Origin of the sequence: Natronorubrum halophilum, assembly GCF_003670115.1 — an archaeon.
GTDB classification, from domain to species: domain Archaea; phylum Halobacteriota; class Halobacteria; order Halobacteriales; family Natrialbaceae; genus Natronorubrum; species Natronorubrum halophilum.
Window position 1 is genome coordinate 63,280 of the sequence record NZ_QQTY01000002.1, and the last position, 17,936, is coordinate 81,215.

Here is a 17,936-nt window from a genome sequence, read left to right on the forward strand (position 1 = left end):
GGTTCTCCGACGGGGGTAAAAGGTCTACCATTTCCATCGACGGATGACGAAAGTTGGTCGCTGCTCGGTCGGGAACCGTCCAACGGTCCGCGTGGAAATCGGCTGCCGTTTCGAACCGGGCTCACTCGCTCGAGGCGGTCGATTCGCGGGTTCGATCCCAGTATCTAACGATCACCCCGACACCGACGACGACGACGCACGCTCCGGCGAATCCCAGGAGCGCTCGTCCGGTCGCGATCAGTAGGGACTCCGCAAGCGTAACCCAGAACACGGCCAGGACGGTGATTCCGACGACGACGAGCGTTGAGCCGATATCGACGTAATCCCGGCTCTCGTCGACTGCCAGCCGACCGACCGCGACGGCCGACATTACCGCACAGAAGGCGACGAGCAGGATGACCGGCGTCATTGTCGTCACCGGTACACAGGCCGGTATGGTAAGTGTGAGGATTTGCCGTCGGTGGACGATCCACGTCACGCGACCCCACCGAACCGGGTCGGTGAAGCCGCTCGCTGACGTGTGGCGGTCGGTCACCCCGTTCACCGTCCGGCGCGACGGAAACACATTTTCACGGTCGGCTCGCAGGGGAGCGTATGCACGTGCTCGTCCACGGCGGTGCTGGCAGTATCCCGGACGACCCCGAGGTCAGACAGGCGGTCCTCGAACGGGCCGCTACCGCCGGTGCGGAACGATCAGCGACCGTCGATGCGGTTGTGGAAGCGGTGACCGTCCTCGAGTCCGACCCGCGATTCAATGCCGGAGTCGGCAGTGCCGTCCAGAGCGACGGCGAGATTCGGACCGATGCGGGGCTCATGACCGACGATCGATCGGTCGGGGCCGCCTGCTCGATGCCGGGCGTCGAACACGCGGTCGGCGTCGCCCGACTCGTCATGGAGGAAACCCCGCACGGACTCCTCTCGGGCGACCACGCCGTCGCCCTGGCGGACGCGTTCGGTATCGAGACGGGCGTCGACCTCTGGTCGGATCGCACGCGAAAGAAGTGGGCCGACCTCGAGGCCCCGTCCGGGGGGCCGAACGCGCAACTCGAGTGGATCCGCGAGCGGTACGGACGGTCGGATCCCGGCGGTCGCGGGAGAGACGATGGGGGCGGCGAGACGGGGTCAGAATCCGTCCGCGACCTCGATCACGACACCGTCGGCGCCGTCGCGTTCGACGGCGACGCGCTCGCTGCGGCGACCTCCACGGGCGGTCGATGGCTCGCGCTCGCGGGGCGCGTTGGCGACGTTCCACAGGTCGGTGCCGGCTTCTACTGTTCGCCTGCGGCCGCCGTCAGCGCGACGGGTGCCGGCGAAGATATCGCTCGCGTGACCCTCTCGAGACGTACCGCTCGCCACATCGAACGCGGCTGTACCGCCGACGAAGCGACGGCGCGTGCGCTCGAGGAGTTCGCCGACTGCACCGGTTCGACCGCCGGTATCATCGCGATCGACGCGCGCGGCACGCTCGGGTCGGCCTACAACAGCGCCGAAATGCAGACCGCGCGAGCGGTTCGGCGGCCGTGACTGCTCGGCATCAGCGGTTCTACCCGCCGTTCAGTGGCGTTGTCGATGAACTCGAAGGAACCCGCGGTGGTACGGTGTTTCCCGCCTCACTGCGGCCCACGCGCCCACTGCGTTCCACGAGAACATATCGCACGGCACGAACCTGCGCTCTCAGCCCGTCATAGATTTCGACAATTGTCGTGAGACAGCTTTATTATTGTCGTTACCAATCTCGAAGCCAATGTTCGAATCACCCTATCACGCGGCGCGACACTGCCCTGACTGTTCGACGACGCTGTCGAACGTCCAGGGTGTCGCCGCCTGTCCGGAGTGTAACTGGGTCGACGCTGACCGACGCTCGATTTCGTCGGTGTGATCGGCGGTCCGTCATCGCCTTCGATCGGATTCTCGAGGGCGGTCGATCGCCGCCGGGTCGCAGGCCGGAGGCGGAACCTCTTTTTGCCGACCGATACAACCCCGGTGCATGACCGAATCCGAAGTGGACTTGCAGACGGAGCAGTACGAAAGGCACCGCGAAGCCGGGAAGATTCTCGCGCAGGTGCGCGAAGAGACGGCCGAGCGCGTCGAGGTCGGCGTGAGCCACCTCGAGATCGCCCAGTACGCGGAGGATCGGATCCGCGAACTCGGCGGGAAACCCGCCTTCCCGGTCAACATCTCGATCGACGAGGAAGCCGCCCACGCGACGCCGTCGATCGGCGACGAGACGACGTTCGGCGAGGAGATGATCAACCTCGATATCGGCGTCCACATCGACGGCTGGCTCGCCGACACCGCGATCACCGTCGACCTCTCGGGCAACCCCGAACTCGCAGAGGCCTCCGAGCAGGCGCTCGAGGCCGCGATCGACGTGACCGAGCCGGGTATCGAGACCGGCGAGATCGGGGCCGAGATCGAGGACGTGATCGACGGCTACGGCTACAACCCCGTCGTCAATCTCACCGGGCACGGACTGGGTCACTGGGAACAACACACCAGTCCGAACATTCCGAACCGCGCCGTCTCGCAGGGAACGACGCTCGAGGTTGGCGACGTCGTGGCTATCGAACCCTTCGCGACCGACGGCGGCGGCAAAGTCACCGAGGGTGCCACCGAGGAAATCTTCTCGCTCGAGCGCGAGGGATCCGTTCGAAACCGCCAGGCGCGCGAGGCGCTCGAGCAGATCACCGAGGAGTTTCGGACGCTGCCCTTTGCCACGCGGTGGCTCGAAACCGACCGCGCGGAGATGGCGCTCCGTCGGCTCAAGCGCAACAACATCGTCCACGGCTATCCGGTGCTTCAGGAGGACGACGGCTTCCTCGTCAGTCAGAAAGAGCACACGGTGATCATCACCGAAGACGGCTGTGAAGTGACGACGGCGAGCGCGGGTCGCCAGTAATCAGCGATCGGCCGCGAGAGCGTATTCGTCGATTCGCCCCGGACGGCAAGAGAACGGGAGACCAAACGAGCGGGCAACGGGAAGCGGAGTTACTGTACCGATCGTCGCACCGGTCGGATCGCCGAGCGATCTCAAGCGTTGTTCATCCGCTGGCTCGCGCGTTTGCCACACCGCTGGCACTCGGCCACGCGGTAGGGCTCGCGCGAGAACTGCGCGTTCTCCTTTTTGAGGCTCTCGGTCCGAATCTGGACGGATACCTCGTGAAGCGTTTCGAGGCCGCAGTCATCGCAGTGCTCGGTCATCCCGTTGAAGGAATCGTCAGTCGTTGCCATTATCGAGACCTTTCGGTAGTACAGCCTTATATCTCTGCTTCATTTCGAGCGCTGAGTCGAAAAACTACGAGACTGGGTTATCGACGCCGTACGACGGGACGAAATCGTCCGATCCCGTTTATCGAGGGGTTTCGAACGTTCGTTTTCGAACGGGTATCGTCACTGAACCCAATCACACCGATCACGGGACGGCCGCGTGTTCGCTTTCGGTGGCTACTATAGGCGTTCCTCGAGTGGTATCGGGTATGGAGCAGGTGTTTGCCCCGTGGCGGATCGAGTGGATCAGGCGCGAGGAGAAAACCCCCGACGTCGACGACTGCGTCTTCTGTGAACTCCCCGAGCAGGAATCCGACAGGGAGAACCTACTCGTCGCGCGCAGCGACCACGCGTTCGTTCTCCTGAACAACTATCCCTACAACCCGGGCCATACGATGGTGATTCCCTACGCCCACACCGGCGACTACGGCGACCTCACCGACGAACAGTTGCTCGATCACGCCCGCTTGAAACAGCGCACCTTCGACGCGCTCGAGGTCGCCCTCGAACCGGACGGGTTCAACGCCGGCCTGAACCTCGGTGACGGGGCCGGCGGCTCCATCGACGACCACCTGCACACCCACGTCGTCCCGCGCTGGGAGGGCGACACCAACTTCATGCCCGTCCTGAGCGACACGTCGGTGATCATCGAAGCGCTCGAGGAGACCTACGACCACCTGCACGAGGCGTTCGCCGGGCAAGAGGGTGCCGTCGTGCCGGGCGAAGACAGCGCCGTCGTTTTCGAGTGACCCCACTCGAAGCGACAGCCCGAACGTCCAGCCCTCACGCCGGACCGGCCGTACGTTTTTACTGGGTTGTCTCGTGATCTCGAGTAGCATGGAGTACGAGGTCGTTCACACCGACGACGTCCCGAAGACGGATCTCTCGAAGATCGACGAGGTGCCGCCGGATCTCCAGATCCGGGCGATAGACGAGGTGCTTCCCACCGAGCACGTCCAGCTCAAGCTCTGGTACTTCGATCCCGGCGAGGAGATCCGATATCACGCCCACGCCGAACAGGAGGAGCTCTACTACGTCCTCGAGGGCGAGTTCTCGCTAAAACTCGGTCGATCGGGGGACGAAGCGTACGTCGAGGCCGGTCCGGGCACGTTCTGGATCGCGAAACCAGAAGTCGGACACGGGCATCGAAACGTCGGCGACGAGCGGGGCGTCGTCCTCGCGATCGGCGCACCCGCGGTCGAGGATCCCGGTCTCGACCCGCACGGCCTCGAGGACGAGTAGCGATCCCGGCGACGGGTCAAGCGCGGTTCGCGCCGGGGTCAAGCGTGATTCGTGCGGGGTCAGGCGTAGTTCGCGTCGAGGTAGTCGAGAATGCGTTCGGACTCCGGCATCGTGACCCCGCGCTCGTCGTCGACGATGACCGGAACCTGCCGCTGGCCCGAAATTCGCTTTACCTCGTCGCGTTTCGAGTGGAGTCCTTCGGTCCAGACGCTGTCGTAGTCGACCTCGAGTTCGTCGAGGCGGTCGGCGACGAGTTCGCAGTACGGACAGCCCTCGAGCTGATACAGGGTAACCATACCCGATCCTTCAGTTCGCGTCGACAAAAGCGTAGGTGTCGGCGTGCGGTGAAGCGGCGTTCTGCCGCCGAACGGAGGTTTTTGTCGCTTCGCGGGGGAATCGGGGTATGCCACCGCTCGAGGGAGACACCGTTCCGGCGTTCGAGGCACTGCTGTGCGACGGCGAGACGTTCCGCTCGACGGCGCTCTCAGAGGCGCTCGGGGACCGGGGCGGCGTCGTCGTCTGTACCGGCTTCGCGTTCAGCGCGATCGCCCAGAACTGGTGGAAACGGTTCGTCCGCGCCGGCTGGGGCGAGTTCGAGGACGTCTCGGTGCTGGGCGTGAGCCGCGACGGCCCCTACGCGCAAAACGAGTTCCTGCGCTGGCTGGACGAGCCCGCGTTCCGCTTTTTCGCGGACGTCGACGGCGCGGTGAGCGAGTCGCTCGACCTGCTCGCCGACCGCGATCACATGGCGAACGTCTCGACGCCGTGGCGGTCCGCGTTCGTGGTCGATGCAGACCGGGAGGTCCGGTACGCGTTCGTCGCGGACGACTGGATCTCGCCGCTTCCTCGAGAAGAAATCGAATCGGCCGTCGCGGAGCTGTGAGCGACGGTATCCGAACCAGCTCCGTCCGAATCGGATCAGACCGGTTTCCCGAACGCGTACATCGTCTCGTGGGCGGTTATCTCGAGGTCGATAAAGTCGCCGGGCTCGAGGCCGTACTCGGTGGCGTTCTGGACGATGATCTGGCGGTAAGCTGAATCGCGGCACTTAACGGAGTCGGCGGTCCCCTGCTCGACCACGAGCACGTCTTCGCGCGTCTCGCCGACCATGTCGGCGTAGGCCTCGCTGACGATATCGCGCTTGACCGCGCTCATCTCCTTCGAGCGCACTTTCTTGATCGTCCCGCCGAGGCCCTTCATCTCGGCGGCGTCGGTACCCGGCCGCTTCGAGAACCGCGTGACGTTGAGCTTCTCCGGTCGGGTTTCCCGCAACAGGGCCATCGACTGGGCGTGATCGTGGTCCGTTTCGGTCGGGAAGCCGACGATGAAGTCCGTCGAGAGCGTCCAGTAGTCGAGTGCGGAATCGAAGGTCTCGACGACCTCGAGGTACTCCTCGACCTGGTGTTGGCGGCGCATGTCACCCAGCACGTCGTCGCTCCCGGATTGGACGGGCGCGTGCAGGAAGTCGTAGAGTTCGTCGTACTCGGCGAACACGGCGGCCAACTCCTCGCGGATGCCGTGGACGCCCTTCGGGTTGGCCATCCCCACGCGGACCCGGAACTCGCCGTCGATCTCGCAGATCTCCTCGAGCAGCCGGTGAAGCTTGCGTTCGCCCTCGTCCCAGCCGTAGACGCCGGTGTCTTGGCCGGTAATCCGGATCTCCCTCGCGCCGGCGTGGATCAACGCGCGCGCTTTCTCGACGTTCTCCTCGATGGAGGGCGACTCGATCTTCCCGGTGGCCTGCTTGGTGATGCAGTACGAGCAGTCGGACATACACCCGCGTGCGATGGGGAGGATACCGACGACGCCGTCGAGAATCGGCTCCGCGTCGGGAGTCGTCGTCGGACACTCGCCGTTCGTGACGGCTTCGGGAACCTCGTCCCAGTGGAGCACCTGTCCGTCGACGTCGGCCTTCGCGAACTCTTCGCCCTGCGCGAGGGCCATACAGCCCGTGATGAAGAGGTCGGCCGTCTCGTCGGCGAGCTCTTCGGCCCGGCGGAGCATGTTCCGCTCGGTCTTCTCGACGACCGTACAGGTGTTGAGAATGGCGACGTCGGCCTCGTCCGCGCCGTCGACCTGGTAGTGGCCCGCATCGCGGAGCCGTCGCTCGATCTCGCGGCTCTCCCCGCGATTCGACGTACAGCCGTACGTTTCGATGTGGTACCGGGCCATTCGCTTGGCAAAGTATGGGACCTCGGAGGGCAAAAGCGCGACGAATCCCGTCGGTCCGTGTCGAGCGTGCACCTCCAACGCGGGCCGGCTGGTCCGTGGAATTCCGTGTAACCGGTTACAACCGCCCCGGAACCCCGCGCTCGAGAGAACTACTAGGAGCCTCGTCTTCGTCGGTGTACGCGTAACGATTTCCGGGGAGAACCGACTCGGTCGAACCGTCGCCGACAGCTACTCTTCGCCGTCAGACAGCGCCTCGAGCGCCTCGCGACCGACGTAGAGGTTCCGGCGGCCCGTGGGCTCCTGGGTGATCAGCACGCCGGCCGAAAAGTCGGGGGTCCCGTTATCGTCGTAGATCGCTTCGGGATTCGTTCCGATGCGGACCGACTCGCGAACGGAAAACATCGCCTCCCGGACCGCGTCTGCCCGGTCGTCCGCCGCGGCGATGTTCCGGTACTCGAGGTCCTCGTCGCGGGCCGCCAGGCGCTCGAGGACGGTCTCGACGTGGTCTGGGGCGGTGTCGCCGTTGTATATGTAGCTCCGGACGCGCATGGGTGCGCTTCGGGTCGAACGATCTTGAACGCTGTCGGTTACGGCGCGGCGAACTCGCTTCCGGGTCGCTCCGCTCACGTCTCGGTCGTTCCGGACTCGCCCGCGAGGCGGTCGTAGTTCTCGTCGACGACGCTGATCGTCGTGAGCAGCGCGCCGAGGATCACGGGTCCGAAGAACAGTCCCATCACGCCGAAGGCGTAGACGCCCCCGAGGACGCCGAGGATGATCACGGCGGGGTTGAGTTCGGCGTAGCGATCGACGACGATCGGTCGCAGATAGTCGTCCGAGACGCCGACGATGACGGTGCTGTAGACCGCCAGCGCGACGGCGAGAACCGGTTCGCCGGTCAACAGCAGGTAGCCGACGGCCGGCCCCCAGACCAGGAACGCACCGATCAGCGGGATGAGCGCGAGGATCACCATGACGAACGTCCAGAACGCGGCGTTTGGGACGCCGGTTGCGAACAGCCCCAGGCCGGCGATGACGCCCTGTATGATCGCGATCAGAACGTGACCGGCCAGGACCGCCCACATGACCTCCTCGAGTTCGCCGTAGAGGTCGTGCTGTACGTCGCTGGGAAGCGGCGTCATGTCGTGAATCCAGGCCATCAGGTCGTCGCCGTCTTTGAGCAAGTAGTAGACGAGGAAGAGCGCCAGTCCGAGCCCGATCAGGGCGTGGGTCAGCGCGCCGAACCACTCGGTCGATCGCTCGAGGACGACCGTCCCGATCTGCTGGGCCGACCCCGTCACCGACGACGCGATATCGACGGTCACGCCGGTTTCGGCTTCGATCAGGTCCTCGATCGCGCTCAACTGGAGCGACTCGGCGTCGGCGTTCTGGAGCATCTCCACGGCGTCCCCGGCGAACAGGCCGATGACGAGCACGAACGGCACGATGAACGCGACGATCGCGAGTAAGACCAGCGCAAACGCCGCGACCGTCGGCGACGTCCGCCTCTCGAGTCGCCACTGGAGGGGGTAGAGCACGAACGCGATGAGCACGGCTCCGAGGACGTACTGCAAGAACGGTGTGACGAGTTGCCACGAGAGATACGCCATGGCGACGACGAGGGCCAGAAGATATCCCTTGCTTAAGTTCACACGTTCGGTTCCACGACGTATCAGATAAAGTTGGTCCAGACATATCCAGCGTCGGGACTGTCCCAGTCACTCGTCACACGGCTTCAAGGGTCTGGTTCGCCAACGTCGGAACGAATGTCGACCCAGCTCGATCCCCTCTCCCTCTCGGCCGATTTGCTGTACGCGGTCAAAACCGAGGGCGATACCGACTGGCTACGAGACCACCTCGCGACGCTCGAACGCTCACACCTCCACCGAACGCTCTCCAGTCGCGAGGGGAAACTCGCGTTCTGGCTCAACTGTTACAACGCCTACGCCCAGTTGCTTCTGGAGGCGGAGCCGTCGTCGCTCGAGGGGAGCCGCCGTCAGCGCTGGAAGTTCGTCACCCGCGATCGGATTCCGGTGGGCGGCGTCTGGTTGAGTCTCAACGATATCGAACACGGACTGCTCCGGCGTTCGAAGCACCCGTGGGGCTTCGGCTACCTGCCTCGAGTGCTGCCCTCGGCGTTCGAACGGGAGTTTCGACTGCCCGAGTGCGATCCTCGGATCCACTTTGCGATCAGTCACGGTGCCGAGCACTGTCCGCCGGTGACGGTCTACTCGCCGGCCGACGTCGACGCGGAACTCGACATCGCCGTCGAGTGGTTTCTCGAGGAGAGCGTCAGCTACGATCCGGACGCCGGCGTCGCCACGGTTCCGCGACTGTTCCGTCGCTACCGCGGTGATTTCGGCGGCAAACGCGGCGTCATCGCGTTTCTCCGGGAGTACAACGCCGTTCCAGAGGGAGTGAGGCCGACCCTCGAGTACGAATCCACGATCGGCGATCCGGAGTTCGAGTTCGACTTCGAACTGGACGGCTTCCCGCCGTAATCCGGCCGTCTCTCAGTTCTCGCGTCCCTCGATACTCGCGGCGGGTGCGCTTTGCATCACGCTTCGCACGGCGCGCTCGGCGTTCGACCGCGAGGTGTAGCCCTCGCCGCTGTCGGCGATGATGTTTCCGTTCCAGTGGACGAGTCGCCAGCGCCACTCGTCGGCGCGGTCTTCGTAGACCTCGAACCGACTGGTTCGCTCGTCGGGTTGTGCCCGTTGCCGTTTCCCGTCCGTTTCCGAATCCACGTCCGACGCCGATTCATCGCTCTCGACACCGGATTCCTCGAGTTCGCTGTCCGCGAGCTGGATGCTCGAGCCCTCCGAGTCGTCCCACTCGAGTTCGATTTCCAGTTCGGCGACGGGCGTTTCGTCGTCGTCGCCGTCGCGTTCGACCTCGAATTCCGCGGCCACTCGCGGCGGGACCGTGACCGTCGCGGTCCGCTCCCCGTCGTCTATGCGCAACGGGCGATCCGCCGCCAGCGCGGCCGCGAACTCCCGGAAGACGGCGGCGAGTTCGTCGCGGTCGTACGCGCGCTCGAGTTCGAATTCGATCGATGACTCGGCCATACGCTGGCTACAACGTCCGACAGGTAATACTGTCGGCCGGCGCTCCCGGTCCGTCGGTTCCGAGAGCCGGTGCGCTTTTGTCGTCGCGCTGTCTTCGCTCGCCCGTGACTTCCCGCGATCGGCAGGACGACCGGCGAGCCGTCTTCGAGCGAGACGATCACGCGTGCCGACACTGTGAGGGCGCCGGTGACGCGGCCGATCCGGCGGCGCTCCGAACGGTTCCCGTGGGCGGCGTCCCGCTCGAGGGAACGGTCCACGAGAGCGCGCTCGTGACCGTCTGTGCGGACTGCTTCGCGACGCTCCGAACGCCGTCCGACTCGGCCGAACCGGAAATATCGGCTTCGCGCCGCGACCTGTTCACCCTCGTTCGGGAGACGACCCGCGTTCAGGGCGGCGTCATCTCCGACGTCGCGTCGTTCGCCTCGCTCGCAACGTCGGTGCCGACGACGCTCGCCGACGCTGACGACGAGGCGTCGTTCGACGGCGAAACTACGGCGGACTACCGTCGCGCCCGTCGTGACGTTCTGCTCGCGATCGATCTCGTCGACGCCCGCCTCGAGCGCCTCGCCGCGGTCGACGAGACGGCGTTCGACGCCGACGTTCGCTCGTCGCTCGAGGCGTTCTCGGTGTCGGCGGCCGACCTGCAGTCGACGCTTCGAACCGTCGTCGACCGGGCCGAGACGGTCCCCGCCGGACTCGAGCGCTGTCACGGCTGTTTCGACGCGCTCGAGTCCGGTCGCTGTTCGACCTGCGGACTCGAGGCCCGGTCGACGGCCGACTGGCGGCGCGACGACGGCGGTCTCGCGTTCGAGCGACTCTTCTCGGCGGTCAACGACGAATTGCAACGCGCCTCGGCGACGACGGAGACGCTGACCGATCGGGCGACGGCGCTCGCGACGCAGCTTTCGGAGTCCTGAACCGGCATCTTCGCTCCGTCGAGAGCGTCTCGCTCGATTGGTGTAGGCCCGTTGAACTCCTCGGAGCACGCGGGATCACTGTAGTAGTTCGGCCGGATGAAGGCCTTTCTCGAGCTACAGTTACCGATAAGATGACGCGCGGTGTGTAACCGCTACCGCCAGAGCGGTTCCACAACGGCGGTCGTGACGATGAAGACTCAATACTACACGGCGACGAGCATCGACGGGTATCTCGCCGACGAGGACGGCTCGCTCGACTGGCTCTTCCAGTTCGGCGACATCGATGGCGTGGATGACGACTACCAGCAGTTCGTGGATCAGGTCGGTTCCCTGGCCATGGGCTCGACGACCTACGAGTGGCTCCTCGAGCACGAAAATCTACTGGAGGAGCCGGAAAAATGGCCGTACGAGGTGCCGGCGTGGGTGTTTAGCAGTCGAGAGTTACCGGCGGTCGACGGTGCGAACGTTCGCTTCGTGCAGGGGGACGTCGCACCCGTCCACGCGGATATGGTGGCGGCCGCAGACGGGAAGAACGTCTGGCTCGTCGGCGGCGGTGACCTCGTCGGGCAGTTCCACGATCACGGTCTCCTCGACGAAATCGTTCTCAGCGTCGCTCCCGTCACGCTCGCTTCGGGCGCGCCGCTGTTACCGCGCAGGATCACCACCCCGCCCCTGAAACTGGCTACCGTGCAAAAACACGGCGACGTTTTCGCGGTTCTAACCTACGAGGTGCCACGATCGAGCGAGGACTAATCGGGAGAGTTCTTCTTCCGCCGACTACTGACGAACGGGGAGTGGATACCGCTCGATCCGCGTCGTTTCTTCCGCGGATCGCGACCGCTATCGGTACCGTTACAGGTTCGTGGCGGCCTCGAGCGCGATATCGATCGCGCGGCCGACGTTGTTCTTCGCCTTGTCCGGCAGTTCGTCGTCCTCCGTGTCGGTCCCCTTCTGAGTGCCCTCGACGAGGTTGCCGTCGACGGTACAGATCGCGCCGGCGCGCAGGCCCTTCCGGCGGGCCAGCGAGAAGACCGCGGCGGCTTCCATCTCGACCGAGAGGAGGCCGGCGGCTTCCCAGTCGTCGACGGCGGCGTCGGACTCGGCGTAGTAGGCGTCGTCGGAGGCGATCGGTCCGACGTGGACCCGGTTCGCGGCGTCGCCGCTCTCCCCATCCGCGGCCCGAGCGGCCGCGCGCTCCTCGTTCGCCTCTGCGGAGTCGACGAGCGCCGATAGCACGTCGTAGTCCGGGACGGCGGGGTACTCGACGGCCTCGTACCGTTTCGAGGTCCCCTCGTTTTTCGCTGCCCCGGTCGCGACGATCATGTCGCCGATCTCGATGTCGGACTGGAGCGCACCGGTCGTCCCCACGCGGATGAACGTCTCGACGCCGACGTTCGCCAGTTCCTCGACGGCGATGGCGGCCGACGGGCAGCCGATCCCCGTCGAACAGATCGTCAGCTCCTGGCCCTCGTAGGTGGCGTTTACGACCTTGTACTCTCGGTTTTCGGCGATCGTCTCGGATTCCTCGCAGTGGCTGGCGATGCGGTCGACGCGACCGGGGTCGCCCGGAATGAGTACTCGATCGGTCACGTCACCGTCGTCGACCAGCAGGTGTGGCTGCGTTGCCATACCCGTTGATTCCTGTGTGGCGAGAAAAAAGGTTCGAGGACGAGTCCCGAGCGCCCGCGACTTCGCGACTTACGGTCGTTCCCGTCCTATCCGCTGCCGATAATCGGTCGAGTAGCGACGCCGTTCGATCACCCCGTCGGAGACACCTCTATCCGGTCGGGCCGAACCGAAACCGTCGCCTCTTCGACCGTGAATTCGACGGTCCCCGCTGCCCGGCTTCCCCCGGCGTGGGTGTCCGCGAAGAGGGAATCGAGTGCGTCGGGGTCGATGTAGTCGTACAGCCGCGTACTGCTCTCTACGACGTCTTCCCCGTAATACTGGGCCAGCGCTGTCGCAGTTGCAATACTTGGCGATTCCTCCGTGCCTCGATCGTACTGGATGCGACGTTTAAATTCACATCCATGGGACTCGCTGATCCTTCGTTCCGTCATGTCTCTGTCTCTGTCACGTCTCCGTGACTCTCTATCCGAGTGGCCAACGTCGTCGCCTATATAATTACCGTCAGACGACGTTCGGTGAGAATCGCTTGATGGCGTCGGGTTCGACCGATACGTGACGGGATATATGGGCGTCGGTTACGATCGATCGGTTAGAAACCGTTCGACGACGGCCGCCGTCGGTGCGCTGCGCGCCCCTTCCTGTCCCGCGGTGAGGGCTCCGCACGCGTTCGCGTACTCGAGTGCGTCCTCGATACCGCGGCCCTCGAGTCGGGTCGCGATGAAGCCCGCCGCGAACGCATCGCCGGCCCCGGCGGTGTCGACGGCGTCGATGTCGAATCCCGAGTGGGTGTACGTTCCGTTCGGCGTCCGGACCTCTGCGCCGTCGTCGCCGGACGTGATCACGACGATCCGGTCGTTCGAACCGCCGCTGATTGCGCCGTCGTCGGCCAGCGTTGCGGCCTCGCGAGCGGTGACGAACAGGACGTCGGTCGCGGCGAGCGTCTCGCTGTACTCGCGGTCGCCAAAGCGCCGCCCGGGGTCGAAACTGACGGTGACGTCGGCCTCAGCGGCGACGGACGCGATGGCTGCGGCGGTTTCCGGGCGCTGGCTCGTGAGGTGGACGTGGTCGACGGACCGGATTCGGGAGCGATCGAGATCGGCCGGCCGTACGGCCTCGTTGCTGCCGTCGTTGCCGAGTACCGAGACCTCCCCGCAGTCATCGACGAGCAGGTACTTGACCGACGTTTCGGCGTCCTCGATGACGTGCAGGCCCGCCAGCGAGACGCCCGCGTCCTCGAGTTCGCGTCTGGCGAGCAGGCCGTTGTCGTCGTCGCCGACGCTGCCGATCAGCCCCGTCTCGACCTCGAGGCGGGACAACGCGGCGGCGACGTTTGCGGCGCTCCCGCCGCCGGACTGGCGCTGGGAGTGGATCGTCGCCTCACCGTCGGCTTCGGGGAGCCGATCGACGCGGAGCGTCACGTCCCAGTTGACGTGACCGGCAGTGAGTACGGTGGGAACCATTCGATGGTACGGAAAGACGGCGTCGCCTGAAAAAAGTCTAGGTGACGAAAAAGAGCAAGACGTTGTGAATACCCGGACCGAGGCCGACCGCCGCGACCAGCGCGAGAATCGTTCGCGCTTGCTGTGGTCGGTCGTCGACGTACTCCTTGAACAACCCGAGGATCACCAGCGCGAGGGCGACCTTGACGAGGATGAACAGCCAGCCAGCGCCGATGTACTCCTCGGTCGGCAGCGATTCGCCGGCCTCGAGAAGTATCATCGAGAGCGGGACCTCTTCTCCAGCGCCGAGGACGTCGAAGCCGATGGCCGTCGAAACGCCGTCGAGCGCGTGGCCGAAGACGACGAGCACGCCGGTGAGACTCGTCGTCGCGGCGACGTCGGTGAACCAGAGGCTGAGCGCGATCCAGGCGACTGCGGTGACGATTCCGGCGACGACGACGGCGATGACGGGCCAGAACGGTTCGAACGTCCCCTCCTCCCAGCTATTGTTGAGCGTGATCGCGACGAAAACGGCGAAGAACGCGGTGCCGGAGAGACCGACGGGTCTCGAGATCGTCGACTGCAGGCCGCCGGCGTGGAGGAAGATCGCGATAATCCACGCGAGTCCGGCGACGATCGCCGTCACCAGATAGACGCTCGGCGAGGCGAACAGTATCTCGATGCGGTTCGGAAAGGCCCCCATCCGGTGGAGCACGTGCAGGGTCGACCCGAACATCATCCACGGTGCAAACGCCAGGACCGTCCCGTCGGTTACCGGCGGCTCGAGAACCCACAGCAGGGCGATGATCCCAGCGAGTATCACGAGTATCGGAACGAGGAGGTACCACGGCGGGAGCACGAACCCCTCGGGTAATACCATATACACCTACTGGCACACACCAGCGACTAACACTTTCCGATTGCCAGTGATTCTCTCGGACGAAATTTTCCCGGCCGGGGGGCGCGTACGGCGTCCGATACTGGCCGACGACGCGCCACCACGAACGCGATGAGTCGAACCGCTATCGGTTCCGGTCGAACCGTTATCGCCACCTGAGCGAACTGTTATCACTACCTGAGCGAACCAGTATCACCCCTTGCTCGAATCGCTATCGCTCCCACGGCTCGCCCGTCGTCTCGCCGAACAGTTCCCGCATGAGGGTCACGATGCTCTCCGGCGGGAACTGGCCGCGCTCGGTGACGATGGCGTCGACGTATCGCGGTGGCGTGACGTCGAAGCCGGGATTCTCGACGGTGAGACCGTCATCCAACGCCCCGCCGGTGATGTCGGTTCGTTCCTCGTCTCCGATCACCTCGCTTTCGGCGCGCATCTCGATTTCGACCGTGTGGCCCGTCATCGTGTCCGGATGCAGCTTGATGGTCTGGGCGGCGACCATCACCGGCACGCCGCGCTCGCGGGCGTTGACCGCTAACCCGCTGGTCCCGATCTTGTTGATAACGCTCCCGTCGGCGGCGATGCTGTCCGCTCCGACCAGCACGTGATCCGCTTCGTCCAGATACCGCCGGGCCGCGTTGTCGACGATCAGCGTCACCGGGATCCCCAGCTCGCGCAACCGCCGAGCCGTGATGTGGCCCTGCTTTCTGGGGCGGGTCTCCTTGACGATCGCTTCGATCTCTTTGCCGTCCTCGAGGGCGGCCTCGAGACAGGAGAGGGCGTCAGTCGAGTGGCAGTGAGTCATCACGATGTCGCCGTCGCGCAATCGGTTCGAGCCGACCGCTCCCAGGCTGGCCTGGGCCTGCGCCAGTTCGCGTTGGAACTCCTCGGCGCGGGCGATGGTCGCGTCCCGTAGCTCCGCGACGGTCTCGCCGTCCATTCCGCGGAGGACGTACCGAAGCGCGTTCGGGAGACTCACCGCGGTTGGACGCGTCTCGTAGAGCGTTTTCGCGGCGACTCGCAACTGGCGCTGGAACGCCACCGGTCGCTTCGCCTGTGATCGTTCGGCCTGCGTCGCAAGCGCCTCGGCGGCCGCGTCGGCGATGGTCGCCGCTCCGCGAATCCGCATTGCGGCGATATCCTCGGCGGTCGCCACGACGTCGGGGTCGACGTCAGGCTGACGGTCATCCATGCTAACCGATTGCATTTCGGCGGGCAAAAAGCGATCGGGCGGGTTTTTTAGTCTCGGGTGAGTCCCACCCCGTATGAACCGCAGCGAACTCGCCCCGCTGATCGATCACACTGTTCTCGGTCCCGAAACCTCCCCCGCAGACGTTCGGGAGGTTCTCGACGATGCACAGGAATACGGCATGAACGCCTGTATTCCGCCCTACGCGCTCGAGGAGGCCAGCGACTACGCACCCGACGTCACGCTCGCGACGGTAATCGGCTTTCCGCACGGACAGAACGACCACGACGTGAAACGTCGGGAGGGCGTCCTCGCCTGGAAGGCTGGTGCCGACGAACTCGACGTCGTCATCAACGTCGGTCGGCTGAAAGCGGGCGAGGACGACGCCGTCAGAGCCGAGTTGGCGGAACTCGTCGCCGCAGTCCCGATTCCGGTGAAGGTGATCATCGAGACCGCGCTGTTGACCGACGCGGAGAAACACCGGGCCTGCGAGGCTGCCGTCGCGGCCGACGCGTCGATGGTGAAGACGTCGACGGGGTTCGCAAGCGTCGATCCCGCGGATCGACGTGCGGACGGTGAAACCGTAAGCAGCGGCGCGACGATCCCGGACGTCGAACTCATGAGCGAGTACCGGCCGGTCAAAGCCAGCGGCGGCGTCGGCAGCTACGAGGAGGCGATGGCCATGCTCGAGGCCGGTGCCGAACGGATCGGGGCCTCGAGCGGCGTGGCGATCCTCGAGGGCGCGCCGGAGTAGTCCGCGAAGAACGGAGGACCCACGATCGAACCGCCGTCTCGGTTTGCGTCGTCGCTATCCGTCTCGAACGAGACGGGTTACGGTTCGTCGTTGTCGATAATTCGATCGATCAGCTCGCTGTCGTCGCTCCCGAGCGCCGAGCGCACCAGGAGGTGGCCGCCGAGGAGCGAGGGACTGATCACCACGTTCGCTCCGGCGCGCTCGAGTTTCTCCGTATTCTCCCTGTCGGTTGCGGCGGCAACGATTCGGGTGTTCGGTGCAAGCTGACGCGCGGTAAGTATCGCGAGCGCGTCTTCTGCGTCGTGGTTCGTCGCGACGAGGATGGCGCTCGCCCGCTCGATCTTGGCCCGCTCGAGGGGCTCTTCGTCGCTCGGATTTCCGGTGACCACCGCTATTCCGCGATCGGAGAGCTTCGGTGCGACGTCGCGATTACTCGTCACGACGACGAACTCCCGGTTGTTGGTCGCGAGTTCGTCGACGATCGGTTCCGTCAGTTCGCCGTAGCCGAGGACGAGGATGTGGTCCTCGAGCAACTCGAGTTGTGATTCTGTCATCTTTCCGAGCGTTTTCGTAATTCGCGACTGGATCGCCGGGCCGACCAGCGCCCCGATAGCGATACCGAAACTGGCCACGCCGAGGACGAGTACGGACATCGTAAACAACAGTGCCTCCGTCGAGTCCATATTCGGCGTCACGTCACCGTAGCCGACCGTACTCGAGGTGATCAGCGTAAAGTAGAAGGCGTCGAGAATACCGTCGATATCGTCGAAGTGGTCGCGGAGGGCGTAGCCGCCGATGGTGCCGTACAACTGGACGCCGATCAGCGCCGAACCGGCCGCGATCTGTGTCGCACTCAGCGAGAGCGATTTGGTGAAGCGCTTGCGACTGAGCAACAGAACGGGGATCGTAATCAACGAGAGGATGATCAACGGGAACGAGTACTGACTCAACTGAAGGAGTCCCTGCGCCGCCGTCAGCGGGAGCAACAACAGCGTCGCCCACCAGCCGACACGGAGGCCCCGCCGAAGCGCAAGCGCGCTGCCGACCATCAGAAAGCCCGTGAGTGCGCCGGTGAAACCGGCGGCGTCCCGAACGGCGACGGGGACGTACGGTGCGAGCGGTCCGTAGACGATATCGGTGCCGATGTTGACGATGGCCGTCGCGACCGATAGCAGGGCAACGATCAGCGCGAGCGCGACGGCTGCACGCATCGAGAGGACCCGCCGCCAGTTCTCCGGCAACCGCGCCCGAAACGACCGATCGTCCATACACACCGGTCTGCGTCGGCGTCAGTTAAACACCTTCGTTGTCGGCCGTTCGCCGCAGCGATTTCGGTTCGCCGCTCTCGAGGCCGCTGCTGGGTCCGA

General features: G+C 65.0%; 23 protein-coding genes. 10 read left to right on the forward strand and 13 right to left on the reverse strand.

All coding sequences use genetic code 11. The features are described 5' to 3' along the window. Positions 1-121: 121 nt before the first annotated feature. Positions 122-409 (reverse strand): hypothetical protein, encoded by a 288-nt coding sequence (locus DWB23_RS06355; protein ID WP_121741999.1) that lies wholly within the window; start codon positions 407-409, stop codon positions 122-124. A gap of 185 nt (positions 410-594) precedes the next feature. Here DWB23_RS06355 and DWB23_RS06360 point away from each other — a divergent pair, with 185 nt between their 5' ends. From DWB23_RS06360 to map, 3 genes are all read left to right on the forward strand, one after another. Further along, a complete protein-coding gene (locus tag DWB23_RS06360; protein ID WP_121742000.1) occupies positions 595-1,524 on the forward strand; it encodes an isoaspartyl peptidase/L-asparaginase in 930 nt (309 codons plus the stop codon). Positions 1,525-1,744: 220 nt separating this feature from the next. Further along, positions 1,745-1,879, forward strand: a complete 135-nt coding sequence (locus tag DWB23_RS23705; RefSeq protein WP_275086291.1) for a hypothetical protein — start codon at positions 1,745-1,747, stop codon at positions 1,877-1,879. Positions 1,880-1,987: 108 nt separating this feature from the next. Then, the gene (map, locus tag DWB23_RS06365) at positions 1,988-2,899 is read left to right on the forward strand and encodes a type II methionyl aminopeptidase (RefSeq protein WP_121742001.1); all 912 of its coding nucleotides are present in this window, start codon (positions 1,988-1,990) and stop codon (positions 2,897-2,899) included. Between the two features lie 131 nt (positions 2,900-3,030). Here the strand turns inward: map and DWB23_RS06370 are convergent, their stop codons facing one another. Continuing rightward, complete coding sequence (locus DWB23_RS06370) at positions 3,031-3,231, reverse strand: DUF7835 family putative zinc beta-ribbon protein (RefSeq protein WP_121742002.1); 201 nt, start codon at positions 3,229-3,231, stop codon at positions 3,031-3,033. A 245-nt stretch (positions 3,232-3,476) separates the two neighbouring features. Between DWB23_RS06370 and DWB23_RS06375 the strand changes: the two genes are divergently transcribed. Together DWB23_RS06375 and DWB23_RS06380 are read left to right on the forward strand one after the other, a co-directional pair. After that, complete coding sequence (locus tag DWB23_RS06375) at positions 3,477-4,016, forward strand: HIT family protein (protein ID WP_121742003.1); 540 nt, start codon at positions 3,477-3,479, stop codon at positions 4,014-4,016. 88 nt (positions 4,017-4,104) lie between these two features. Further along, on the forward strand, positions 4,105-4,509 hold the full coding sequence (locus DWB23_RS06380) for a cupin domain-containing protein (protein WP_121742004.1): 405 nt from the start codon (positions 4,105-4,107) through the stop codon (positions 4,507-4,509). Positions 4,510-4,568: 59 nt separating this feature from the next. Here DWB23_RS06380 and DWB23_RS06385 read toward each other — a convergent pair whose 3' ends face one another. Continuing rightward, complete coding sequence (locus tag DWB23_RS06385) at positions 4,569-4,805, reverse strand: glutaredoxin family protein (RefSeq protein WP_121742005.1); 237 nt, start codon at positions 4,803-4,805, stop codon at positions 4,569-4,571. A 107-nt stretch (positions 4,806-4,912) separates the two neighbouring features. On the opposite strand from DWB23_RS06385, the gene DWB23_RS06390 reads away from it, so the two are divergent. Then, the gene (locus DWB23_RS06390; protein WP_121742006.1) at positions 4,913-5,392 is read left to right on the forward strand and encodes a redoxin domain-containing protein; all 480 of its coding nucleotides are present in this window, start codon (positions 4,913-4,915) and stop codon (positions 5,390-5,392) included. Positions 5,393-5,427: 35 nt separating this feature from the next. Here DWB23_RS06390 and DWB23_RS06395 read toward each other — a convergent pair whose 3' ends face one another. The 3 genes from DWB23_RS06395 to DWB23_RS06405 form a co-directional block, all read right to left on the reverse strand. After that, a complete protein-coding gene (locus DWB23_RS06395; protein ID WP_121742007.1) occupies positions 5,428-6,681 on the reverse strand; it encodes a tRNA (N(6)-L-threonylcarbamoyladenosine(37)-C(2))-methylthiotransferase in 1,254 nt (417 codons plus the stop codon). 228 nt (positions 6,682-6,909) lie between these two features. Further along, positions 6,910-7,230: a hypothetical protein gene (locus DWB23_RS06400; protein ID WP_121742008.1), complete on the reverse strand. Its 321-nt coding sequence runs from the start codon at positions 7,228-7,230 to the stop codon at positions 6,910-6,912. A 74-nt stretch (positions 7,231-7,304) separates the two neighbouring features. Next, complete coding sequence (locus DWB23_RS06405; protein ID WP_121742009.1) at positions 7,305-8,330, reverse strand: AI-2E family transporter; 1,026 nt, start codon at positions 8,328-8,330, stop codon at positions 7,305-7,307. Positions 8,331-8,444: 114 nt separating this feature from the next. On the opposite strand from DWB23_RS06405, the gene DWB23_RS06410 reads away from it, so the two are divergent. Continuing rightward, a complete protein-coding gene (locus DWB23_RS06410; protein ID WP_121742010.1) occupies positions 8,445-9,179 on the forward strand; it encodes a DUF547 domain-containing protein in 735 nt (244 codons plus the stop codon). A gap of 12 nt (positions 9,180-9,191) precedes the next feature. Here the strand turns inward: DWB23_RS06410 and DWB23_RS06415 are convergent, their stop codons facing one another. Then, positions 9,192-9,746: an HVO_2922 family protein gene (locus tag DWB23_RS06415; RefSeq protein ID WP_121742011.1), complete on the reverse strand. Its 555-nt coding sequence runs from the start codon at positions 9,744-9,746 to the stop codon at positions 9,192-9,194. A 104-nt stretch (positions 9,747-9,850) separates the two neighbouring features. Between DWB23_RS06415 and DWB23_RS06420 the strand changes: the two genes are divergently transcribed. After that, positions 9,851-10,663: an HNH endonuclease gene (locus tag DWB23_RS06420; protein ID WP_121742012.1), complete on the forward strand. Its 813-nt coding sequence runs from the start codon at positions 9,851-9,853 to the stop codon at positions 10,661-10,663. A gap of 189 nt (positions 10,664-10,852) precedes the next feature. Continuing rightward, positions 10,853-11,416: a dihydrofolate reductase family protein gene (locus tag DWB23_RS06425; protein ID WP_121743026.1), complete on the forward strand. Its 564-nt coding sequence runs from the start codon at positions 10,853-10,855 to the stop codon at positions 11,414-11,416. Positions 11,417-11,515: 99 nt separating this feature from the next. On the opposite strand, the gene DWB23_RS06430 is transcribed toward DWB23_RS06425, so the two are convergent. The 5 genes from DWB23_RS06430 to DWB23_RS06450 all read right to left on the reverse strand — a co-directional run bounded on the left by DWB23_RS06430 (position 11,516) and on the right by DWB23_RS06450 (position 15,818). After that, complete coding sequence (locus DWB23_RS06430) at positions 11,516-12,292, reverse strand: nucleoside phosphorylase (RefSeq protein WP_121742013.1); 777 nt, start codon at positions 12,290-12,292, stop codon at positions 11,516-11,518. Between the two features lie 128 nt (positions 12,293-12,420). Next, positions 12,421-12,723 carry a HalOD1 output domain-containing protein gene (locus DWB23_RS06435; protein ID WP_121742014.1) on the reverse strand — a complete coding sequence of 101 codons (303 nt, stop codon included), beginning with the start codon at positions 12,721-12,723 and terminating at the stop codon, positions 12,421-12,423. Between the two features lie 144 nt (positions 12,724-12,867). Further along, a complete protein-coding gene (locus DWB23_RS06440) occupies positions 12,868-13,752 on the reverse strand; it encodes a carbohydrate kinase family protein (protein WP_121742015.1) in 885 nt (294 codons plus the stop codon). A gap of 37 nt (positions 13,753-13,789) precedes the next feature. Next, positions 13,790-14,611 carry a DUF63 family protein gene (locus DWB23_RS06445; RefSeq protein WP_121742016.1) on the reverse strand — a complete coding sequence of 274 codons (822 nt, stop codon included), beginning with the start codon at positions 14,609-14,611 and terminating at the stop codon, positions 13,790-13,792. A gap of 229 nt (positions 14,612-14,840) precedes the next feature. Continuing rightward, a complete protein-coding gene (locus tag DWB23_RS06450) occupies positions 14,841-15,818 on the reverse strand; it encodes a ribose 1,5-bisphosphate isomerase (RefSeq protein WP_121742017.1) in 978 nt (325 codons plus the stop codon). A gap of 73 nt (positions 15,819-15,891) precedes the next feature. Here DWB23_RS06450 and deoC point away from each other — a divergent pair, with 73 nt between their 5' ends. Continuing rightward, positions 15,892-16,569, forward strand: a complete 678-nt coding sequence (gene deoC / locus DWB23_RS06455; RefSeq protein WP_121742018.1) for a deoxyribose-phosphate aldolase — start codon at positions 15,892-15,894, stop codon at positions 16,567-16,569. Positions 16,570-16,646: 77 nt separating this feature from the next. Here the strand turns inward: deoC and DWB23_RS06460 are convergent, their stop codons facing one another. Further along, the gene (locus DWB23_RS06460; RefSeq protein WP_121742019.1) at positions 16,647-17,837 is read right to left on the reverse strand and encodes an NAD-binding protein; all 1,191 of its coding nucleotides are present in this window, start codon (positions 17,835-17,837) and stop codon (positions 16,647-16,649) included. Positions 17,838-17,936: the final 99 nt, after the last annotated feature.